Below are 21376 nucleotides of genomic sequence, written 5' to 3'. Positions count from 1 at the left end.
CAGTATATGGTTTCTGTTTTGGCGGCGGCTCTCCCTAACTCAACTCTCTCATAGAATCCATTTGTCAATAGGGTTTGAGACGCGCTAACCCTGGTCATCCTAATGATGATACAGAAATTACTTGTTTGGAGAGTTGCCAGAAAGAACAATCGCCTATCTATCCCCCTATCCTGGCGGGTGAATATCTTTTACAACGTTTACAAGCAACTTATGGTAATTCGTAATTAAGAAAGATATTTAATTAGGACTTACGCACAAGTTACGGAATAACGAACCGCAGAGGCACAGAGAAGCCAGTGCGTTGGGCGGGTTCCCCGACTTGTAGCAACTGGCGCGGCACGGAGAAATCAGAGTTTGAGAGATATTTTGCGTAAGTCCTATTAATATGAAAACCTACGACTGGATTGTGGTTGGCGGTGGAATTACGGGTGCTGCACTCGCTTATGAACTGGCTAAAACTGGCTTTTCTGTACTTTTGTTGGAGCAATACAGCAGACCACAGAATGCAACTCGCTATAGTTATGGTGGGCTGGCCTATTGGTCGGGTACTACATCACTAACTCGGCGATTGTGCGAAGAAGCGATCGCACGTTACCATATCCTATCTCAAGAGTTAGACGCTGATATCCAATTTCGGGAATTAGATTTATTACTGACTATTTCTGCCCATAGCGACCCAGAAGCAACTGCTGCATCATATAATCAGTTTGCCATTCCACCCCGTTTACTCAATATTCAAGAAGCTTGTGAGTTGGAACCACTGCTAAATCGAGAGGTGATATCTGGTGCTTTAACTGTTAAACACGGTCATATTCACCCAGAAAAAACAGCACAAGCTTATATCCAAGCTTTTGAGCGGGCTGGGGGTGAAATGCAGATTACCCAAGTATTGCAAGTATTGCAAGATGGTGTACAAACCACCAGTGCAACTTTCCACAGCGCTAACGTTGTCATCTGTGCGGGTGGACTTAGCCGCCAGCTTCTCAAATCTGCTGGTGTTTCTATCAAGCTGTATTTTACCCACGCAGAAATTATTGAAACCTCACCCGTTGATGTCAGGTTACGCACCTTGGTTATGCCAGCGAATCAACAACGGTTTCAACTAGAAGCTGAATCTACTCAAGTTGATGAATTATGGGATGAACTTGGTAATGAGTTAGTACCACCAATTTTAGATGCGGGTGCAATTCAGTTTCAAAATGGTAGTATCCGCATCGGTCAAATTAGCCGTGCGATCGCAGATCCTCAAGCCAAGGTAAACTCAGACGTAAGCGAAAAATGGTTGCGAAAAAATGTTGGTCAAATTTTACCAGCATTGGAGAATTTACCAGGGACTTGGTATCACTGCTTAGTCGCATTTAGTAGCAATCAACTCCCCTTAATTGGTGCTATCCCCGGATTTGAAGGCGTTCATGTTTTCTCTGGATTTAGCAATCCCCTAGTACTGATACCACCTTTGGCAAAGCGCTTTGCTAATTTTGCAACTGGTCAGGAAGATGAAATTATTACACAAATGCTAATCTAAAAGCCCGCAGCGAAAAATACACATATTACTGATGCTGACACATTAGGCGCAGTCAAACTTTGGAGTTATAAAAAGGGGATACGATCTGCATTGATTTTAATTCAATCTCATACTTGGTTAATTGACAATAGTGCATCTTGTCTGTCTAAATAAATAATTAGAGTTCGCCTAATTTTCAGTAAAGGAACAGCAGCAATGTCTTCCATTGAGGACAACAAAATAATTGCTCAACGGTGGATTGAACTTATTAGCGAGCATAAAATCGAAGATATTTGCGAGATAACCGCCCCGACTTGGAAAATGCACGGTGGTTTACCAGGGCTTCCCCTTGGCCCTGAAGGGGTACGCAAACTCTTTGGTTCATTTGGGCCTATCCAGCAGAAATGGACAATTGAAGACGTAATCGCTGAAGGTGACAAAGTTGTTGTGCGCGCAACCAATACCTGCATCCAGGAGAGTTTTCTTGGCATACCTGGTCGCGGTCGTCAGCAGACGTTCACTGCTACCTTCATTCATTATATTGCCGACGGAAAGATAATTGAAACCTGGCGAAACGCTGACGATCTTGGACGGGTTCTTCAGCTTGGGGGACGGATTGAACCAGGAATATCTGAGCAATAGCAGTGTAAGAGGTTGTTTGAAAAGTGGTTAACTCTGATTTTGATCACCCCCCTTAATCCCAGGGCTGTTTCATTCCATTTCAAACAGGATTTGTCAAGATGGTTAGCGAGAAAATTGTAAATAATGGAGGCGATGAAATGAACATTTAATCACTGAGATATCAGTAAAATAGTTCATTTTCTCGGCACGCTGGTAACAAAATAACCAATTTTTAATTGCTAGAACCCTTGATTTTTAAAGCTCTTTGGGGAATGAAACAGCCCTGCCTTGTAAAGGGGGGAAACCAGAAAATCTAGTTTCCTCCCCAATACATACGGGGAGGGTTAGGGTGGGGTAAAAATATTTTATACATCAGCTATGACTTTTCAAACATCCTCTAAGATTAAGGGACTTCCAAATAAAAAAATATTCCAAAACTGACACAAAAATCTTCTTTATTTCTCTTCTCTCTGTGTTCTCTGTGCCTCTGTGGTTCGTTTATTTGGATAATTTATTTCCTGGAAATCCCTAAAACTATTGTTGTATTAACCAGCTATCTATTCAGCATCGACAATAATTTTGCACAAAGATAGCCATTTTTAACTGTCTAGAATCAAAGATGTTCGTGGAAGAGAAAGGTTTTGTTCTTCCATAACGTATTGCATAGATATGAGAATCTTTATAAAGTTAATAAAGCTTAATATTAAAAAGATTGTTTTTGTAATAAAAAACAATCTTTTTTGTATAAGGTGTCACTTTTTACTAGTAAACTATCGCACTAATATCACACTTTAAAGATTGATATTGTCAGCTTTCTAGAAGTTGGCTGAATCATCAACAGGAAAATTCATAAAAAGATGAGAAGACAATTTAACCGACGCAAGTTTATAATTTACGGTTCTTTAACTTTTGGAAGCAGCTTTTTTTTGAAAGCTTGCGCAAACAATTCTCCAACTGCTACACAGAGTCCAGTTGCGCCTCCTGCTGCTTCACCAGCGGCGGCTACTGCTAGTGACACTATAAAAGTAGGTATTTTGCACTCTCTGAGTGGTACGATGTCTATTAGTGAAAAAAGCGTTGTTGATGCTGAAAAGTTAGCAATCAAAGAAATTAACGCAGCTGGTGGTGTTTTAGGTAAACAAATTGAAGCAATTACCGAAGATGGCGCTTCTAACTGGGATACTTTTAGAGAAAAAGCAACCAAGCTAATCGATCAAGATAAAGTAGCTGTAGTTTTTGGTTGTTGGACTTCTGCTAGCCGCAAGAATGTCAAGCCAGTATTCGAGAGCAAAAACCACATGCTCTGGTATCCTGTACAATACGAAGGTCAAGAGTGTTCTAAAAATATTTTTTATACTGGCGCTGCGCCAAATCAACAAATTGAACCATCTGTTGATTGGCTGTTAAAAAATAAGGGCAAAGAATTCTTCTTAGTTGGCTCTGATTACGTTTTTCCTCGGACTGCTAATACCATTATTAAAGCTCAACTAGAAGCTTTAGGCGGAAAAACAGTTGGTGAAGATTATTTACCTCTTGGCAACACAGAAGTTACACCAATTATCACTAAAATTAAGCAAGCTTTGCCTAATGGAGGTGTAATTTACAATACTCTGAATGGTGATAGCAACGTTGCTTTCTTCAAACAATTGAAAGGTGCTGGATTGACGGCAGAAAGATATCCTTCCATGTCTGTCAGTATTGCCGAAGAAGAAGTCAAAGCAATTGGTGTAGAGTATCTCAAAGGTCACTACGCTGCTTGGAATTACTTCCAAACAGTAGACACACCTGCTAATAAAAAGTTTGTCGCAGCTTTTAAGAAAGAATACGGTGAAAACCGGGTAACAAATGACCCAATGGAAGCAGCATACATTGCAGTTTATTTGTGGAAGCAAGCAGTACAAAAAGCTGGTACTACAGATATCGCTAAGGTAAGTGCTGCGGCTTATGGTCAAACCATAGATGCACCTGAAGGTAAAGTGACAATGGATGCTAATCATCACATATCTAAAATTGTGCGAATTGGTCAAGTAAGGCTAGATGGTTTGTTTGATATTGTCTATGCTACTCCTGCACCAGTTGAGCCAGTTCCTTGGAATCAATTTGTGAAAGAAACTAAGGGATTTGCTTGTGATTGGAGTGACCCTGCCAAGGGTGGTAAGTACAAGAAAGTTTAATTCATTAGTCATTAGTCATTAGTCATTAGTCATTAGTCATTAGTCATTAGTCATCGGTTAATAGTTACAAGCAACAAAGGACAAAGGACAAAGGACAAAGGACAAAGGACAAAGGACAAAGGACAAAGAACAAAGGACAAAGGACAAAGGACAAAGGACAAAGGACAAAGGACAAAGGACAAAGGACAAAGGACAAAGGACAAAGGACAAAGGACAAAGGACTGATGACTAAAAAAGCTGATAGCTGTTGTGGAGAAATAAGTGTTAGCAGGATTCTTAGAAGCTGTATTTAATGGTATTAGTATTGGCGCTGTATTATTAATTGCTGCGTTGGGGCTGGCGATTATATTTGGATTGATGGGCGTCATCAATATGGCGCATGGTGAATTGATGATGTTTGGCGCTTATACAACTTATGTTGTGCAAAATGTTTGCAAACAATTGGGTGGGCTGTGGTTTGAAGTCTATATATTTTTGGCTTTGATTATTGCATTTATATTCACGGCTGTTGTGGGATTAGTTCTAGAAAAAGGCGTGATTCGTTATCTTTATGGACGCCCATTAGAAACTTTATTGGCAACTTGGGGAGTAAGTTTAATTTTTCAGCAGTTTGTTCGCAGTGTAAATTGGGTATTGATAATTGGTATAGGCTTATTTTCTCTGCTGTTTTTCGGAGGTTTATGGATTTTAAATTCCCGCACTGACTTGGGAAGGGTTCGTAACTGGATTGTGGCAGTGATATTTTTATTATCGCTGGGGGTGACAATCACAACGGGCCATTTATTGAGTCAAACTTATCAGTTAGCAGTAACTCAACCTTGGTTTGGCGCTCAAAATGTAGATGTTACAGCACCAACTTGGTTACAAGCAGGGATGTCTTTAGGTGGTGTGCAATTACCCTTTGCCAGATTATTTATTATTGCTTTAACAATAATCTGTGTGGCGGGAATTTACTTATTTTTACAACGTTCTAGCTGGGGTTTAAGAATTCGGGCGGTGACGCAAAACCGAAGTATGAGTGCTTGTTTGGGTATCCCAACTCAAAAGGTGGATGCAATTACTTTTGCATTGGGTTCTGGTTTGGCTGGTGTGGCGGGATGTGCGATTAGTTTGCTTGGTTCTGTAGGGCCAAATACAGGACAAAACTATATTATTGATACTTTTATGGTGGTTGTCGTTGGAGGTGTGGGAAATTTAGCCGGGACGATTGTGGCGGCGTTGGGTATTGGTACGGCTAATTTTTTAATTGGTTCTGGTACTTTGGCTTTGTTGTTGACTCCTGTGAAGCCTTTGGCTGATTTGTTTACTTTTTTTGCCACGACAAGTATGGCTAAGGTGATGGTGTTTGCGCTGATTATTGTGTTTTTACAGTGGAAACCTGGAGGGATTTTTCCGCAGAAGGGACGTACTGTTGATGTTTAAACCGCAGAGGCGCGGAGGGCGCAGAGAATGAGGAAGAGGGGAGGAAGGTTAATTTTAATTGAGGTAGGGGTGGTGGTTACGATCGCAGTCTTCCTGATGATCATTATGCCACTGCTGCTTACGGAGTTTCGCCTGAATTTGTTGGGGCGATTTTTATCGCTGGCGATCGCAGCTTTAGGTATTGATTTGATTTGGGGTTATACTGGTTTACTAAGTTTGGGACATGGTATTTTCTTTGGTTTGGGTGGATATGCGATCGCAATGTACCTGAAACTGCAAGTCCCTACTGGAGAATTGCCTGATTTCATGGGGCTTTATGGGGTTACGGAACTTCCTGCATTTTGGCAACCTTTTTATTCTTTTCCTTTGACAATAGCTTTGGTGGTACTAATTCCAGGGTTATTGGCGGGATTGTTGGGATATTTGGTTTTCCGAAATCGTCTCAAGGGAGTTTATTTTTCTATCTTGACTCAAGCTGGAACTATTGTATTTTTCAACTTCTTTAACGGTCAGCAAAAACTTTTCAACGGTACGAATGGACTGATAGATTTTACAACCTTGTTTGGAGCAACGGTCAGCGATGCCAAAACGCAGTTTGTTTTCTACACGCTGACGGTAGTGTTTCTCGCAATCACCTACGGAATTTGTCGCTGGTTGACAACTGGACGTTTTGGGAGGTTGTTGATAGCGATTCGTGATGATGAAAGTCGGGTAAGATTTTCTGGCTATGACCCTACAGATTTTAAGGTGGTGGTGTTTGCAGTTTCCGGTGCGATCGCAGGTATAGCAGGAGCATTTTACACCATTCAAAGTGGTTCTGTATCACCCAGAGCAATGGATATTGCCTTTTCGATTGAAATGGTGATTTGGGTAGCTGTGGGGGGACGTGCTACTTTAATTGGGGCGATTGTCGGAACTTTGTTAGTAAATTATGCCCGCACTTTTTTAAGCGAACAATTTGCCGAAATCTGGCTATTTTTCCAAGGCGCACTATTTTTGATAGTTGTCACAGTCCTTCCTGACGGCATAGTGGGATGGTTGCGCAGTCAGAATATTTCTCTTTTCAACCGTCGTCAAGAAATTGCTACATATCCCATCTTGGAAGAAGACCCCGAAGTGCAACATGAACGCGAAAATATTGGAAACTGAAAACGTAACTGTTAGTTTTGACGGTTTTAAGGCTTTAAACCAGCTTAACTTTAGCATGGATGTGGGTGAATTACGGGTGGTAATTGGCCCTAATGGTGCGGGAAAGACAACGTTTCTGGATGTGATTACAGGGAAAGTTCAGCCAACCATTGGGCGAGTTTTATTCAAAGGTAAAAACCTACGTTCTTTACCTGAATATAAAATTGCGCGATTGGGAATTGGGCGCAAGTTTCAAACACCCCGAATTTACTTAAACTTAACGCCCCGTGAAAATCTAGAAATTACCAGTAACAAGAAGAAAAATGTCTTTTCTACTTTGCTGGAACGTTCTAATGCTGTTGAAAAGAATAATATTAAAGGATTATTAGAAACCATCGGTTTAACTCCTAAAGCCGATATCAGAGCAGCTTTACTTTCTCACGGAGAAAAGCAACGTTTAGAGATTGGAATGTTAGTAGCACAGTCTCCAGATTTATTACTTGTTGATGAACCCGTTGCTGGTTTAACAGATGAAGAAACATACAACATCGGCGAACTACTTTTAGCTCTAGCGCAGAGTCATTCAATTTTAGTAATTGAACATGATATGGAATTTGTGCGTCAAATTGCTAAGAAAGTAACAGTATTACATGAAGGTTCGGTGTTGTGCGAAGGAAATTTTGAAGATGTGCAAAATGACTCTCGTGTGATTGAAGTATATCTGGGAAAACCGGAGGAATGAAAAGAATTCAGCACCCAGGAGTCACAAGTAAGAATTTACAGCAGTTTGCAAATAAATGAGGTACACAACTGGAGAATTAAATATAGAAATTCTTCTTTTCCCTCCTGCCCCCTGCCTCCTGCCTCCTGCCTCAAAACCATTTACTCTGTACCTCATGCAAATGAAAACTGCTGTATATGAATTTCAGTATGATTGGGATATTCATTTATCAAATCTTCATCTGATTCTTTAACTATTCTGACTCCTGAATTCTGACTCCTGAATTCTTACGGAGAATGAAAAACTCAATTGCATTTTCTATGCACCTGCTGATTCTGGTCTGTTTGCGCTGTTAAACACCTGCTCTACTGTTAGCGCCCAATCAGCAATTACTAATGATTCCATGCAAGTCGCACCTGTAAATACCTTATCCTCATACTGTCCTTCCACCCACTGGCAAATTGTAATTTGTTGCATCTGTAGGTCAACAATCCAATACTTTAATATTTCCCTAGCAGCATACTCCGTTCGCTTGTAGCGATAATCACGAACGTGGTTCGCTGTTCCTGGAGAAACAATTTCAATCACCAGCGCAGGCGGCGGCATATCACGGGTGAGAGTGGCGCGAGTAGCATCGATAAGAGCAGTATAAGATTCTTCTGTGTGAACCATTAAGTCAGGTAAACGACATCTCGCCCGTCGCCCCGCCACCTCAATTTCTGTATCCTTGTGAGCAACTAAATAAAAGGGGAAATGTTTTAGTAGTTCAACAAATAGAAATCTTGCCAGATTGCTATTTTCCTGACTTTCTGGTGGCATCTCAACTAGTTCTCCATCCACCAACTCATAGCGCGTGTCTGTACCATCGTCATAGGTAAGATACTCCTCAAAGGTCAGCAGTTTTTGGCTTTTCGCCGTTTGGGTCATTTGCTTTGCCTTCTTACCCTACACAGACTACCACTGAATATTTATTATAATGAGCAAAACCGCTTCAAAATATTTTTGGAGAAAAGCTATAATTGCTCCTTCATCTGTCGCAATTATTCTATAAATGAGTCTTACTAAATTAAAGCAGTTTTCATGTATTTGAACCACATCTGTCGTAAGGGCACAGCATTGTTGTGCCCCTACCGCGTGGTCTATTTACCTGAAAATAGCTGTAAAGCACACTAACACTCAATCATAGTCAACAAAACTTAGAAGGTAATAGGTTTTATCTGACTTGTGCAGGTATAAAACTCAGATAATGAACTAACTCTGGCTGTGCGAAAGTTTGAGGCAGGGGGGGTTCATAGTAAATTTGGGTCAATTCCTTGTTGTTGTAATCTGGCTAAAAGTTCTTGAAGCTGCTGCTGAGTTTGTTCTAGCTGTTGTTGCTGTTGTGCGTTTACCTCTTCTGGAGTTTGGTATCTGTTACCATCTTGGTTATACCAAAACAGCCATTCTCGTGTTCTTCCTTGATAAGTACCCTGTTCTCGTCCAATCCCTAAACCAATTTCTGGCATCCAAATTTGATCGCCGAGTTGTAAAATATACTTACCTTCAACTAAGCGATAAACTTCTAAACGTTGACGCTTACGACGTAGCCGCGTTGGTGCATAAATGACATAGTATAGGATGCCTAATTGAACATAATCTATTTTCTTTTGTTCGTATTCGCCATTGTAGGTTTGAGAAACCACTTCTAAAGCTAAAATGGGCGCAATCCCTTCTTCTTCCCAGAAAACGTAACTAGAACGTCCGTTTTCTCCAACAAAACGTTCAACACCTAAACTCAAAAACCCATCGGGGACTATAGCAGGTTGTAATGGTGTATAGTAAATCCCCATGTTGATACCGAAAAACCAGTCATCACGGGTTTGCCAAATCGAGGCTAAGATGGCTAATAATAAATTAGGAATTAATATTTGTAATTCGTTATCCACAGGGGTATCATCAGAATCTGGTAATTCCGCCGATGAAGGTAGGCAGTCTAAGGGATTGTAATTATACATAATATTTGGTGGTTGACAGTTATCAGTTAACAGTCATCAGTAAACGTTAGAGGATGTCTGAAAACTTTTTAGTGTTGTATTCGAGACTTGTAGATCCCCCTAAATCCCCCGATAAATTGGGGGACTTCGATTCCGGTTCCCCCCTTAAAAAGGGGGGCTAGGGGGGATCAAGCGAAATATTTAATACTTTTCAGACATCCTTTTAACCATTTTGATGAAAGCAATGCTTTTCGATATAGTTTAACCGCCTATGTTTGATTAGTTTCACAGCTCATTTGTCCCCATTGATTTAAGGGTAACTCAGGTTGCACATAATTCACCTTCTCAAACCTTGGCGCGGTTGTGGTGATGGCTGCCGAGAAATAGACAACTTAGCTTGATGTTGCTGTTCTGTTGTTTAAGTTCTATTTCATCCTTAATACTCGTTAGTCGTAACTGTAATTGAGGAGAGTTTAGTATTTTAGCCATAGTCTTCATTTCAATAATTTGCTGTTGGTTCTCCCAGGAGTGATGATTTTCTACCTGGGTTTTAGTAGTTCAACGAATAGAAATCTTGCCAGATTGCTATTTTCCTGACTTTCTGGTGGCATCTCGACTAGTTCTCCATCCACCAACTCATAGCGCGTGTCTGCCTACACAGCGATTGATTATTTTTTAATTGGAAGTCCCTAAATAGACCACACTGTAGGGGCGCAAAACCTTCATTGGTGTCAACTTAACGCTAAACCCGCTTGGTGAAAACATTTTGCCCTCACCCCCAGCCCCTCTCCCAAGAGAGAGGGGAGCTAGACATTCAATTCCCCTTCTCCCAAGGGAGAAGGGGTTAGGGGATGAGGGCGTGAGGGATTTACAAAACGCCTGTCTGATATAGTTTTCGGCTGAAGTTGACACGTATGAGCAATGCTGTGCCCTTACGACAGATGTGCTTCAAATACATGAAAACTGCTGTAAGTTGACACGTATGAAGGTCTTGCGCCCCTACTTTGCATTGGCTTGGCAACATTTTATCAGAGGTTGTTTAGTTAAACTCTCTAAATCTACGGATTTAAGCAAATTCATCCACTCCACCGCTAGAGTTGGATCTTCAGGTTTGCTAAGACGTAATTCAGCCAAAGTAGTCAAAGCATCGTACCAAATACCATTCTGGGCATAAAGATTTACCCGTTGCTGAGGAGTTGCTTGCTTCAAGCTATCTACTAATTTAGGATTTAGATTGGCCCGTTGCACCCATCCTTCTACATACTCCTGTTCTACGGGTTGTTGTGGATTGCAAATGACTTTTATCTTGAAAAACCAGTGATACATCTTGTCTACTTGCAATGGGGGAGTATTTGCGCTTAAGGGAATGCTAATAATTCCTGGTACTTCTGGTATTGTTACTATTGTTCGGTAAAGAGTTTGACTTGGTTTACTTGACTCATCTTTGAGAACAAACTCGATGGAATCGATTGTAGATTTTTTATAGGGGACAAAAAACCAAAAAGTTGGAGATTCTTCAGCCGTTAAGCCCCAAACTTTAGTAACAGAAACTTCTGTTTGTCCTTGTTTGAGTCTCTCTTCGTATATAGGTACAAGTGCAATAACAGACTGATTACTAATACCACAACCACGACTTGCAGCTCCTCCGCGATCGCCTGCTGCCCCCCTGTCTGGAGGAGGCGGAGGAGGCGTAAATTTCTTAGGAATGGCCGCGGCTGGTGTCATCGAAATCATTGGAGAATAGCCGATAATTCCCAACAAAGTTATTCCGAATGCCGTGATTAATTGTATTTGCCAATAGCTTTTCATAAAAACTCCTGACTTCTGCCTGATAAACGGCGATTTTCATGTTTCAAATTTGCGTTATTATTAATTTTTAAATTTCATGTTTAAGTAAGTTGTAGCTATTAAACTATTAACTACTAAAGCCAACATAGCAGGAATGAGGGGAACCCAACAACTATATACAATTAAAAATATAAAACAGCTAACGTATAAACTAATAATGGCTATTCCTCCTGCCAAGCTTAAGTAAATGAATCGGTGCAGATAAGCAGTAAACAAACCGCCTAAAAAAGACCAACCCCAAACCCAAATTACCTCACCCCAAAGCGGCCAAGTCCACAACAGAGGTTTTCCGTCCAAAGCAGCACTGAGCAGTTGACTGACCATCTGGGCTTGTAAAAATACTCCTGGTATTGCCTGTAATTTGCCTTGAGGAGTGGTGTAGGGAGTTAACGAGTAATCACGAAAAGTTTCTGCTGTTGTGCCAATAATTACTATTTTGTCTTTGACTGCATTGGCATTTAGCTTACCCGTTAGCACTTGTTGTAAGGTCATACTTGGTGCGTTGGCGAAGCCTGCCGAAGGTATCGCTTCTGGTTCACCAGAAGAACGATAATTTAATAAAATTTGGTGTCCAAAAGCATCAACTCCTTGATAACCTCCGGTATGAGCTTCAATTGGTTTAAATTTCACCTTCCCTAATTGCCACGTGTCATCAGAGTTAAATTGCAACTGAATTCCTTTCGTATACAGGTAACGCAACGCAAGTTGAACACTCAGGGCATAGGGCGCAGTACAAGGAGATGAGGGCGAAGGAGTTAACGCTAACAGATGGCGACGCACGACATTATCTGAATCGATGGCAATATCGCTAAAACCGAGATTCTGTGAAGAAAGTTCTGGGGGTGGTTTCACACCTGGTTTTCCTGTTTGAGAATCGCTGAGTTGACATACCCCCACAAAGCGATCGCTTTTTCGCATCCTTTCTGCCAATGCGGGATAATCCTTACTCACTGGATAATCTCGGTATATATCTAAACCAATAACTTGTGGTTGATATGCCTCTAATTTTTCTAACAGTTGGGCAAGTGATTTGTCTGACAACGAACCTTGAGGTTTTTCCGATTTTTGCGCCTGCACATCTTCTTCAGTCACAGTCACAATCAATAGGCGTGAGTCTGGTTTTTCAGGAGGACGCAAGCGTACCAGTTGGTCAAACGCACTTAACTCTAATGGTTGCAGCACGCCCAAATACCGTATCCCGATTAATATTCCAGTTACTACCATGCTCGTCAGTAAGATTAATGAGAAGCCAACCCGATTTGTGGTTCTTCTAACAGAAGTGGTTTTAGACAAAGATGCAGGAAGATTGGGTGTATTTCTAAACAATTCTCCCCAATTCAACGGCATCTCAGCCGGATTTTGAAAGATGACAGGCAACCATGTAGCGCAGGGAAATTGGTTTTCTAGTCCCTGTAACCTTTCTCGTGCTTCTCTTACGGCTAAATACAACGAACCTCCGCGCGCGAAGGCTGACAAAAAATACTTTAAAAACTGCTGCGCCACGCGATCGGGTACAGGCTCTCGCATGACGATAATTTGAGGAATATGTAAATCTGCAAACTCCCATGCCAATCCCAAGCCATCACAGGAATTGAAAATCGCTAGTTGTAGACCTTGTTCTACTGCCTTTTTCAAGGCATACTTTAACTGGCTAATTGTTAGACTTTCAGTTTGATTGATGTAGATTTTTCCTGTTTGATTCGTTTCTTGAGTGGAACTATGTCCGGCGAAAAATAGAATCTGCCAATTCTGCTCCCATAGCTGGTCAGTAAGGTCAAGGCATTGTGGTTCAACTAAAAAAGTGATATCTGTATTGGGTAACAAATTAAGTAGCGCCTGGTCTGCTTTGGTATCAATACCTTGACTATTACCCAAAATCGCTAAGATTTTTACTTTGTCGGATGTAGTTGCTATGCGGTTAAGGTTGACTTGTTCGTAGGCAGGAGCGCTCAGGGCTATTTCCGCCTGGGGATAGCGTTCTATCAAATCCCAAAGATGCCAGGGGAATTTCTGTAATCGCAGGTCTTTGGTTTGTAAAAGCACACGGATATTATCCGCAAGCATGAGTTTTTCTAACAATGTCTCGCGGATGGAACGAAAGGAATCGGAAGCAAGCCAAGTATTAAAACTTACTTTAAATTCCTCACTCACTTGCTGGCAGTATTCTAGGCTGGGGACTTGGTTGAGTTCTTTAGGTAAACCAATGGGACGAGATGGCAGCCTTAAATTACGATAAATAGATTGCCAACGGTGATAATCGCGGAGAATTTCCGGGTTGGGGGGAAGCTTACCTGTGATTTCCACAGTCGGGCGGACATTTTCATCGCCAATTTGTAGAGTCACGGTAAACCCTTGTTCAAAGTTTCCCTCCCCTAACTTTAAGATGATTAACTTGTCCACAGCTAGTTCTCCCTAGATGTTGAGTTGTATCTATCTGAGCTACACCCGTTGGGGCACGGCACTACCCATTGGTGCCAATTTAAGCCGAAAACTATATCGGACAGGCGTTTTGCAAATCCCTCACGCCCTCATCCCCTAACCCCTTCTCCCTTGGGAGAAGGGGAATTGAATGTCTAGCTCCCCTCTCACGGATGGGAGAGGGGCTGGGGGTGAGGGCAAAACGTTGTCACCAAGCGGGTTTCACGTTAAATTAACACCTATGGGCACTACCGTGCCCTTACACCCTGCTGTATATATCTTGGTTGCTAAATGAATTGCCTACTGTGTGTAGTTAAATTCAGTTTAAGAGTAAATAATAGAGGCTAAACGTGAAGATTTTTGAAGGTATAGCAAGCGAATTAAAGGTTAGGACATAATGACTTGCGTGGATGTTAGGAATAGTAATGTTTTACCTCCTGCCTTCTGCCTCCTGCCTTCTGCCTCCTGCTATAACACTTAAAACCGCAAAATCTCTCGGTCATAGTCTTCAGGTGTGGGTTCTATTTCCCAAACTAATCCTTCTCCTAGTTCCAAAATTACTTCCAAATACAACATATCTACAGGAGTTGTTGCTGTATCTTGATTATTTTCAAAAGCTTGTAAGTCTTCCGTTAATAGTCGGAGCTTAAACCCCGCCGGAATTTGACTATTAAGAGTTGTACTTCGCAATTCAAAACGCCAAACATAGTCCTCAGAAGCGCTTTTTGGGAAAATGCGTAACTCGTATGTTTGCTCTGCAACTTTTATTTGCCGAGACAAGCCGAGAACTGGTTCTGCACTCCGCATTCCCACACCTACCACAACGAATTCTCTTTTTTCCCATCCCCACTGTTGAGCTAAATTGGCTACTCCTGTCTGTAACCATTGCGGAATTGACGACTGTATGAGTAAACCCTGACGCAGTTCATACAACTTTTTTCGCCAACCGCTATGTGCCAAGAGCGCACCCCAGAGTGAAAATGGAACTGCCAAACGCGGGAATTTCACATCGCGATCGCCCAATCTTTCTAAGAGGTTTTCTGCCTGGATTTTGGCAATAGAATCTAAAGGTGCAATCTCGGCACGTAAGGCTTCTGACCGATCGAGTTGGCGTGTAACCCACAGCACATTAATATCTGAAATTAAATCTTCGCTTTCCAAGCTGTAAGTGCGATCGCCAGCATCATAAACCCCTTTTGTTTTCAGAATTTGATGGGTTGTGTAGCCAAAAATCTTTATCCAGCCATCATCGGGATTAACTTGTACTGCTATGTAATAGTCAGCAACCCATTCTGGTATATCTACCCATTCTTGGGGTACGCGCAACTCATCATCATCTATCGCCAGGGTGGGAATTAAGACAAGGCGATCGCGATCGAAAGTAATAGCTGTGCCATTGACTACTTCCCAAAAACTCGGCAATACCGCACTGTTAGGATAAACCCTGGCGGTGGCAGCAATTTCCTCTTTGAACCAAGGCAAAAATGCTTGCAAGCATTTTTGATTTATCCACCCACGTTGACAAGCACCAGCTGTTGAGTATGGTTGTTGCGCCTCTGGAGATTGGGTAATTTCCAAGTATAAATGCTGTGAGTCAATGGTGAATGGGTGAGGTGGGTTCAACATAAATAATTTTAGAATCGCTCCATATAAAGACCATATTAGGCAGAGGGGAGAGACAAAATTATTTCTTGTCTGCTCATTGAATCTGGGTATGGCTATATTGGACTTTCAGCCATTCCTCTAAACTTGTGTTTATGGCATCTACTACGTCGGATTTAGGGGAAATATGCAAGGTGTTTTGACTCCATTGCGTGAGAGTCAGGAGCAATGATTTTTTAATGCTGCGAAGGCGACGGGAAACAGTATATTGCTTAATTTCTAACTGTGCAGCAATTTCTTGTTGAGTCAGTTGTTGAACGTAGTAAGCTTGTAGTACTTTTTTAGACTCAGCATTGAGTGCAGCGATCGCTTGGGACAAAACTTGGTTTAACTGAGCTTGCTGCGATCGCATATTCGCAGTTTCTTCCTGCTCAATAATTTCCGTTAGTAAAGATGTTTGCAAATCTACAGGCAGTATATCTAATAAATTACCCTCATCTTCTTTGAGGGGAGCGTCTGCGGAAACAAACTTAGGATAGAGGAAAGTACGGGCAGCTTTAGCAGCAGATAATACCCAGGTTTCTATGGTTTGCTGATTGACTGCGGCAGTGGATGAACTCAATCGGCTGAAACGTTCTGCATTATAAAGATTACTAATAGCCTCCCAAGTCCGAGCATCTGGTTTGGTCAGCTGACGAATTTTTCTATTATCACCTGTATAGAGTTCCTTAAAGCATTCGCAGGCTAAAACATAACTCTCGATGCTTTCGGCGTTAAATCCGGCATTTTGTAATGACTGCACTAGTCGTTTGCGGCTGAGTTTATGCAATAGTGCCCAGTCTGAGCAAATGTCTGCTTCTCGGTGTAAGCGTAGTGCATCTTTGATAATCGATTCAAAAGTTAATTGTGCGTAGGCTTTTAAATGCGAACTGTATTGAGGGTTAAAAGTTTTGAGTATTTTGTTAATATGAGCGATCGCTATCTGAAAACAATCTGCTACAGATGACTGCGTAAGAAAGTTGAGGACAAATTTTCTGGCAGTCCAATAGCACACCTCTTGTAAATAAGCAGAAATATGTGCCTGTGCCACAGGACTAGATTGAGTCTGCCAAACTCTATACCAGTAAAGTGCCCAAAAGGTATCTGATTTCTCAGTTGATGTTCCCTCCAAGCAAACTTTCATACTGCGTCGCAGTTTGGCATCTGTTGCCCAACCACTAAATTGGTCTACATCAAATTGCACAAAGGTAGAAAAGATTTCAACAATGCCCTGTCGGGGTTGCATGGAATACTTGCCGTTGTTTGAACCATAGCTGATTTCAATTATACAGCCATAGAGCCAAAAGCTAATTCCTTACAGCGTAAGGACTTTACAGATTTTTCAAAAATTTTCTGAGCCAAGTGCATAAAAACTAAAAGTCATCGTAGAGAGTGATATGCAGAAAGATTCATTTAGTAAGTATCACTAAAAAGATGCTTTATTTGGGGAATAGTTGGAGCGTTCGATGATTTCGTCAAAAACAAAACTTTGATGGTTATAGCCGTAAATATGCAACTTTTAAAACTTACCTAATTATCTCTGCATAACCTAATTAACAAAGAGAGAAAAACCATGTCAAAGATCATTTCTACTACTTTTGAAAAGTATTTGTCTGTGACTTTACAGCTATTTTCAGGTAAATAGACCACGCGGTAGGGGCACAGCAATGCTCATTGGTGTCAACTTAACGCTAAACCCGCTTGGTGAAAACATTTTGCCCTCACCCCCAGCCCCTCTCCCAAGAGAGAGGGGAGCTAGACATTCAATTCCCCTTCTCCTTTGGGAGAAGGGGTTAGGGGATGAGGGTGTGAGGGATTTGCAAAACGCCTGTCTGATATAGTTTTCGGCTGAAGTTGACACGTATGAGCAATGCTGTGCCCTTACGACAGATGTGGTTCAAATACATGAAAACTGCTGTAAACACTCACTGATCCCCCCTAGCCCCCCTTAAAAAGGGGGGAAAAGAGGGGAAAAGCTTCAAATCCCAATTTATCGGGGAGCCACTGCGGTCTTCTCCCTTGGCGTTAGCCTCTCCCAAAGGAGAACTACGGTGTACACACAAGTCGTCTCACCCCCCTTATAAAGGCTAAGGTGTACACACAAGTCGAATTACCCCCCTTATAAAGGGGGAAAATAAGAAATCTTGTTCCCTCCCCTTTCTAAGGTTCCTCAATTGAGGTATCTGCGTTGACTTAATATAGTAGTACAGGGAAATAAGAAATCTTGTTCCCTCCCCTTTCTAAGGGGAGGTTAGGGTGGGGTAAAACCCTGGTTAATCAGCTATTTCAGACTTGTGTGTACACCGTAGGACTTCTCTTTTTCCATTACCATTCGTCTTGACAATGAAATACCAAATAGTCCTCCAACACAGTGAAGAAGACTGTGGCGCTGCAAGTCTTGCAACCATTGCCAAACACTACGGACGCACATTTACCCTCAACCGCATCCGAGAAGCCGTAGGTACAGGTTCCAGAGGAACATCCTTGCTAGGATTGAAGCGAGGAGCAGAAGTACTAGGATTCAACGCCCGCCAAGTAAAAGCCAGTCCCCAATTAATCGACCAATTAGATCAAGCTCCTTTACCAGCAATTATCCACTGGAAAGGCTACCACTGGGTCGTATTATACGGACAAAAAGGGAAAAAATACGTCATCGCCGACCCTGGTATTGGTATTCGTCATCTTACCCGTCAAGAGTTAATGGCAGGTTGGAATAATGGCGTCATGTTACTGCTGACTCCAGACGACAGTCGTTTTTATCAACAAGAATCAGATAAAATTGGTGGTCTGGGAAGATATCTGCACCGGGTTTGGCCTTATCGTTCTATTCTCGCTCAAGCGATCGCCATTAACATCGCCATTGGACTGCTTTCTTTGGCATCTCCCTTCATGATGCAACTCCTCACCGATGATGTCTTAGTACGAGGTGATACCCAATTACTAACCACCGTCGCCATTGGCGTTATCGCCATGAACTTAATTAGAAGCGTTATTAGTTTAGTCCAATCTCACCTCATCGGTCACTTCGGTCAAAGATTGCAATTAGGACTAATTCTAGAATACGGACGCAAACTCTTACATTTACCTCTATCCTACTTTGAAGGACGACGCAGTGGGGAAGTTGTCAGCCGCATTGCCGATGTCAAAGCCATTAATAACTTAGTTTCCCAAATTGTCCTCGGATTACCCAGTCAATTCTTTATTGCTGTAATTTCCTTGGGTTTTATGCTCTTTTACAGTTGGGAACTAACTCTAGCTTCCATAGTTGCATTTATGGTTGTTACGGGTGTTAACCTGCTTTTCTTACCCGCGATGCGCCATAAAACCCGGAATCTGATTGTTTCTGGTACAGAAAACCAAGGCTTTTTGGTAGAAACATTTCGCGGCATCCAAGTATTAAAAACTACCCAAGCCACTCCCCAAGCTTGGTCAGAATACCAAGGGAATTATGGTCGCCTCGCCAACTTGGGCTGGAGTATGATGAAACTGGGACTGTATAGCAGTACAGTTACTGGCATTCTTTCCACCTTCATTAGTATTGGCATCCTTTGGATGGGTAGCTATTTAGTCATTAATCGCACCTTAACAATCGGTCAATTAATGGCATATAACGGCATGAGTGGCAACTTTCTCGGCTTCTTAAGTGCTGCCATCGGCTTAATAGATGAGTTTATCACAGCCCAGATAGTCCTTCAACGCATGACAGAAGTGATTGACGCTACCCCAGAATCCGAAAATGATTTTAAAAAGCCTTGGGCAGAAATTCCTGGAAATGCAGATATAACTTGCACTGAACTTAACTTTCATCACGCAGGTAGAGTTGATCTCCTACAAGATTTTTCCTTAACTATTCCTGGCGGTAAAGTTATTGCTTTAATTGGCAAATCTGGCTGTGGTAAAAGTACCCTGGCAAAATTGCTGACTGGCTTATATAAAGTCGAGTCTGGCAATATTCGTTATGATTTTTATAATCAACAAGACCTATCCTTAGAATGTTTGCGACAACAAGTGGTATTAGTTCCCCAAGAACCCCACTTTTGGAGTCGTTCGATTATTGATAACTTCCAGTTTAGCTATCCCCATCTTAGTTTTGAAGAAATTGTTAAAGCTTGTCAAATTGCAGGTGCAGATGAATTTATTAGCAAACTCCCTGATAAATATCAAACTGTTTTAGGAGAATTTGGGGCAAATCTTTCTGGTGGACAACGCCAAAGATTAGCCATAGCCAGAGCCATAGTTACTCAGCCACCGATCTTAATTTTAGATGAATCCACAGGCGCACTCGACCCAGTAAGCGAAAGACAAGTACTAGATAGACTTTTATCCTATCGTCACAATCAAACGACTATTTTAATTAGTCACCGTCCCAAGGTTATAGGGCGGGCAGATTTAATTGTGTTTTTAGAACAAGGACGCTTAAAAATCCAAGGTACACCAGAAGAATTGCGTTCTTTACCTGGCGAACATTTAGATTTCTTAGATGATATTTTTCCCTCTGATAATGGGTTGGCGCTGATATCTTCCCCGGCTCATCATAACGGCAAGACTGCCACCATTAATATCAGATAGCAATCCAAAATTAACTGTAAAAATCTCTGTTTTTCTTCCTCTGCGTTGCGCCAGTTGCTTCAAGTCGGGGAACCCGCCCAACGCACTGGCTTCTCTGTGCCTCTGCGGTTTATTTAGATAAGATTATGGTTAGCAACACAAATTTTCTCCCCCCAATTCAAACAAACGAATTTATCCCACCAATTACTCGTTGGACAACATGGGGCGGAATGTTTATTCTCTGCGTTCTCGGATTAGCTGTGCCACTTGCGGCAATTTGTAAGTATAAGGTTACAGTCCAAGCACAGGCGGTTGTGCGTCCGGCGGGTGAATTGCGAATTGTGCAAGCGGCGACTGAAGGTCAGGTTATGCACATTTATGTCAAAGAAAATCAGCTTATCAAAAAAGGAGATGCGATCGCAACTATCGATGACTCCCGTCTGCAAACCAAAAAAAGTCAATTGCAAACTAGTATTCAACAATCTAAGTTACAACTAGTGCAAATTAATGCCCAGATTAGTTCCCTCAATAGCCAAATTCAAGCCGAAACTGACCGCCTTAACCGGATTATTACTGGCGCCCAAGCCGAATTGAGCGGTCGCCGTCGCGAATATCAAGATAAAAATCTTACCACTGTTTCCGAACTCCAAGAAGCTGATGCCAACGTCAAAATAGCCGAGAAAGAATTGCTGGCTGGGGAAGCACAGTTAAAAACAACACAAGCAAATCTCCATGCTGCTGAAGCTGCATTAGGTGTAGCCCAGTCAAAACAGAAGCGATATCAGAGTGTAGCTAACCAAGGGGCGCTATCCCAGGATCAATTTGAAGAAGCACAATTAGCTGCCAAACAGCAAGAGCAAGCGGTAAAAGCGCAAGCAGCAGCAGTGGAGGCGCAAAAACAGACAATTGAACGGTTACAACAAGCAGTATCTGCTGCCATTGCGAGAAGACAACGTGCCCAAGTTGCCGTAAATCCAACTAACACAGAAGTAACTGTTGCTACTGAGCGAATCGCTCAAGAAAAAGCTGGAGGGGAAAGCAACAAAGCAACAATAGAAAAGGAACGCCAAGCCTTAGTTAACCAACGGATTGAAACTGAAAAGCAGTTAGAACGCGATACTAGCGAACTCAAACAAGCCGAAATAGATTTAGCTCAAACTGCGATCGCAGCTACTGCCGATGGTATAATTTCTCAACTCAATCTGCGAAACCCAGGTCAAAGTGTGCGTGCTGGCGAGGAAGTATTGCAAATTGTCCCCACTGATGCGCCTCAAATTTTGAAAGCTGCGGTGGCATCTAATGAGCAAAGTAAGTTAAAAATTGGTCAAAAAGTCCAAATGCGGGTCAGCGCTTGTCCTTACCCAGATTATGGTACTCT

General features: G+C 41.9%; 15 protein-coding genes and 1 pseudogene. 9 read left to right on the top strand and 7 right to left on the bottom strand.

The window, feature by feature from the left end; genetic code table 11:
* Window positions 1–95 precede the first annotated feature (95 nt).
* From V7K41_RS32825 to urtD, 7 genes and pseudogenes are all read left to right on the top strand, one after another.
* Window positions 96–224 (top strand): annotated as a pseudogene (locus V7K41_RS32825) (isopenicillin N synthase family oxygenase); the annotation flags it as partial.
* A gap of 161 nt (window positions 225–385) precedes the next feature.
* Window positions 386–1525 carry an NAD(P)/FAD-dependent oxidoreductase gene (locus V7K41_RS07100; RefSeq protein ID WP_334846769.1) on the top strand — a complete coding sequence of 380 codons (1140 nt, stop codon included), beginning with the start codon at window positions 386–388 and terminating at the stop codon, window positions 1523–1525.
* Between the two features lie 195 nt (window positions 1526–1720).
* Complete coding sequence (locus V7K41_RS07095) at window positions 1721–2146, top strand: ester cyclase (RefSeq protein ID WP_334846767.1); 426 nt, start codon at window positions 1721–1723, stop codon at window positions 2144–2146.
* A gap of 836 nt (window positions 2147–2982) precedes the next feature.
* Window positions 2983–4299 carry an urea ABC transporter substrate-binding protein gene (gene urtA, locus V7K41_RS07090; protein WP_334846765.1) on the top strand — a complete coding sequence of 439 codons (1317 nt, stop codon included), beginning with the start codon at window positions 2983–2985 and terminating at the stop codon, window positions 4297–4299.
* A 261-nt stretch (window positions 4300–4560) separates the two neighbouring features.
* On the top strand, window positions 4561–5721 hold the full coding sequence (locus V7K41_RS07085) for an ABC transporter permease subunit (protein ID WP_334846763.1): 1161 nt from the start codon (window positions 4561–4563) through the stop codon (window positions 5719–5721).
* 27 nt (window positions 5722–5748) lie between these two features.
* Window positions 5749–6870, top strand: coding sequence for an urea ABC transporter permease subunit UrtC (gene urtC / locus V7K41_RS07080; protein ID WP_334846762.1), 1122 nt, complete (start codon window positions 5749–5751; stop codon window positions 6868–6870).
* Complete coding sequence (gene urtD, locus V7K41_RS07075) at window positions 6845–7591, top strand: urea ABC transporter ATP-binding protein UrtD (protein ID WP_334846760.1); 747 nt, start codon at window positions 6845–6847, stop codon at window positions 7589–7591. Before urtC ends, urtD begins: the two co-directional genes overlap by 26 nt.
* A 297-nt stretch (window positions 7592–7888) precedes the next feature.
* On the opposite strand, the gene V7K41_RS07070 is transcribed toward urtD, so the two are convergent.
* The 7 genes from V7K41_RS07070 to V7K41_RS07040 form a co-directional block, all read right to left on the bottom strand.
* Window positions 7889–8497 carry a Uma2 family endonuclease gene (locus V7K41_RS07070; RefSeq protein ID WP_334846758.1) on the bottom strand — a complete coding sequence of 203 codons (609 nt, stop codon included), beginning with the start codon at window positions 8495–8497 and terminating at the stop codon, window positions 7889–7891.
* A gap of 362 nt (window positions 8498–8859) precedes the next feature.
* A complete protein-coding gene (locus V7K41_RS07065; RefSeq protein WP_334846757.1) occupies window positions 8860–9564 on the bottom strand; it encodes a Uma2 family endonuclease in 705 nt (234 codons plus the stop codon).
* Between the two features lie 324 nt (window positions 9565–9888).
* Window positions 9889–10032, bottom strand: a complete 144-nt coding sequence (locus tag V7K41_RS07060; protein ID WP_334846755.1) for a hypothetical protein — start codon at window positions 10030–10032, stop codon at window positions 9889–9891.
* A 510-nt stretch (window positions 10033–10542) separates the two neighbouring features.
* Window positions 10543–11352, bottom strand: coding sequence for a DUF928 domain-containing protein (locus tag V7K41_RS07055; protein ID WP_334846753.1), 810 nt, complete (start codon window positions 11350–11352; stop codon window positions 10543–10545).
* A 60-nt stretch (window positions 11353–11412) separates the two neighbouring features.
* A complete protein-coding gene (locus V7K41_RS07050) occupies window positions 11413–13791 on the bottom strand; it encodes a CHASE2 domain-containing protein (RefSeq protein WP_334846751.1) in 2379 nt (792 codons plus the stop codon).
* Window positions 13792–14286: 495 nt separating this feature from the next.
* Window positions 14287–15435, bottom strand: coding sequence for a DUF1822 family protein (locus V7K41_RS07045; RefSeq protein ID WP_334846749.1), 1149 nt, complete (start codon window positions 15433–15435; stop codon window positions 14287–14289).
* A 73-nt stretch (window positions 15436–15508) separates the two neighbouring features.
* Window positions 15509–16696 (bottom strand): sigma-70 family RNA polymerase sigma factor, encoded by a 1188-nt coding sequence (locus V7K41_RS07040; RefSeq protein WP_334846748.1) that lies wholly within the window; start codon window positions 16694–16696, stop codon window positions 15509–15511.
* Between the two features lie 1097 nt (window positions 16697–17793).
* Here V7K41_RS07040 and V7K41_RS07035 point away from each other — a divergent pair.
* The gene (locus V7K41_RS07035) at window positions 17794–20019 is read left to right on the top strand and encodes a peptidase domain-containing ABC transporter (protein WP_334846746.1); all 2226 of its coding nucleotides are present in this window, start codon (window positions 17794–17796) and stop codon (window positions 20017–20019) included.
* A gap of 125 nt (window positions 20020–20144) precedes the next feature.
* Window positions 20145–21376, top strand: a 1232-nt coding sequence (locus tag V7K41_RS07030; protein WP_334846745.1) for an HlyD family secretion protein, incomplete at its 3' end; no start/stop codon positions are given.

This window comes from Nostoc sp., assembly GCF_036917415.1.
In the GTDB taxonomy this organism is placed as follows: domain Bacteria; phylum Cyanobacteriota; class Cyanobacteriia; order Cyanobacteriales; family Nostocaceae; genus Nostoc.
The sequence above is the reverse complement of the archived record's forward strand: the minus strand, read 5'-3'. Positions and strand labels throughout refer to the sequence as shown.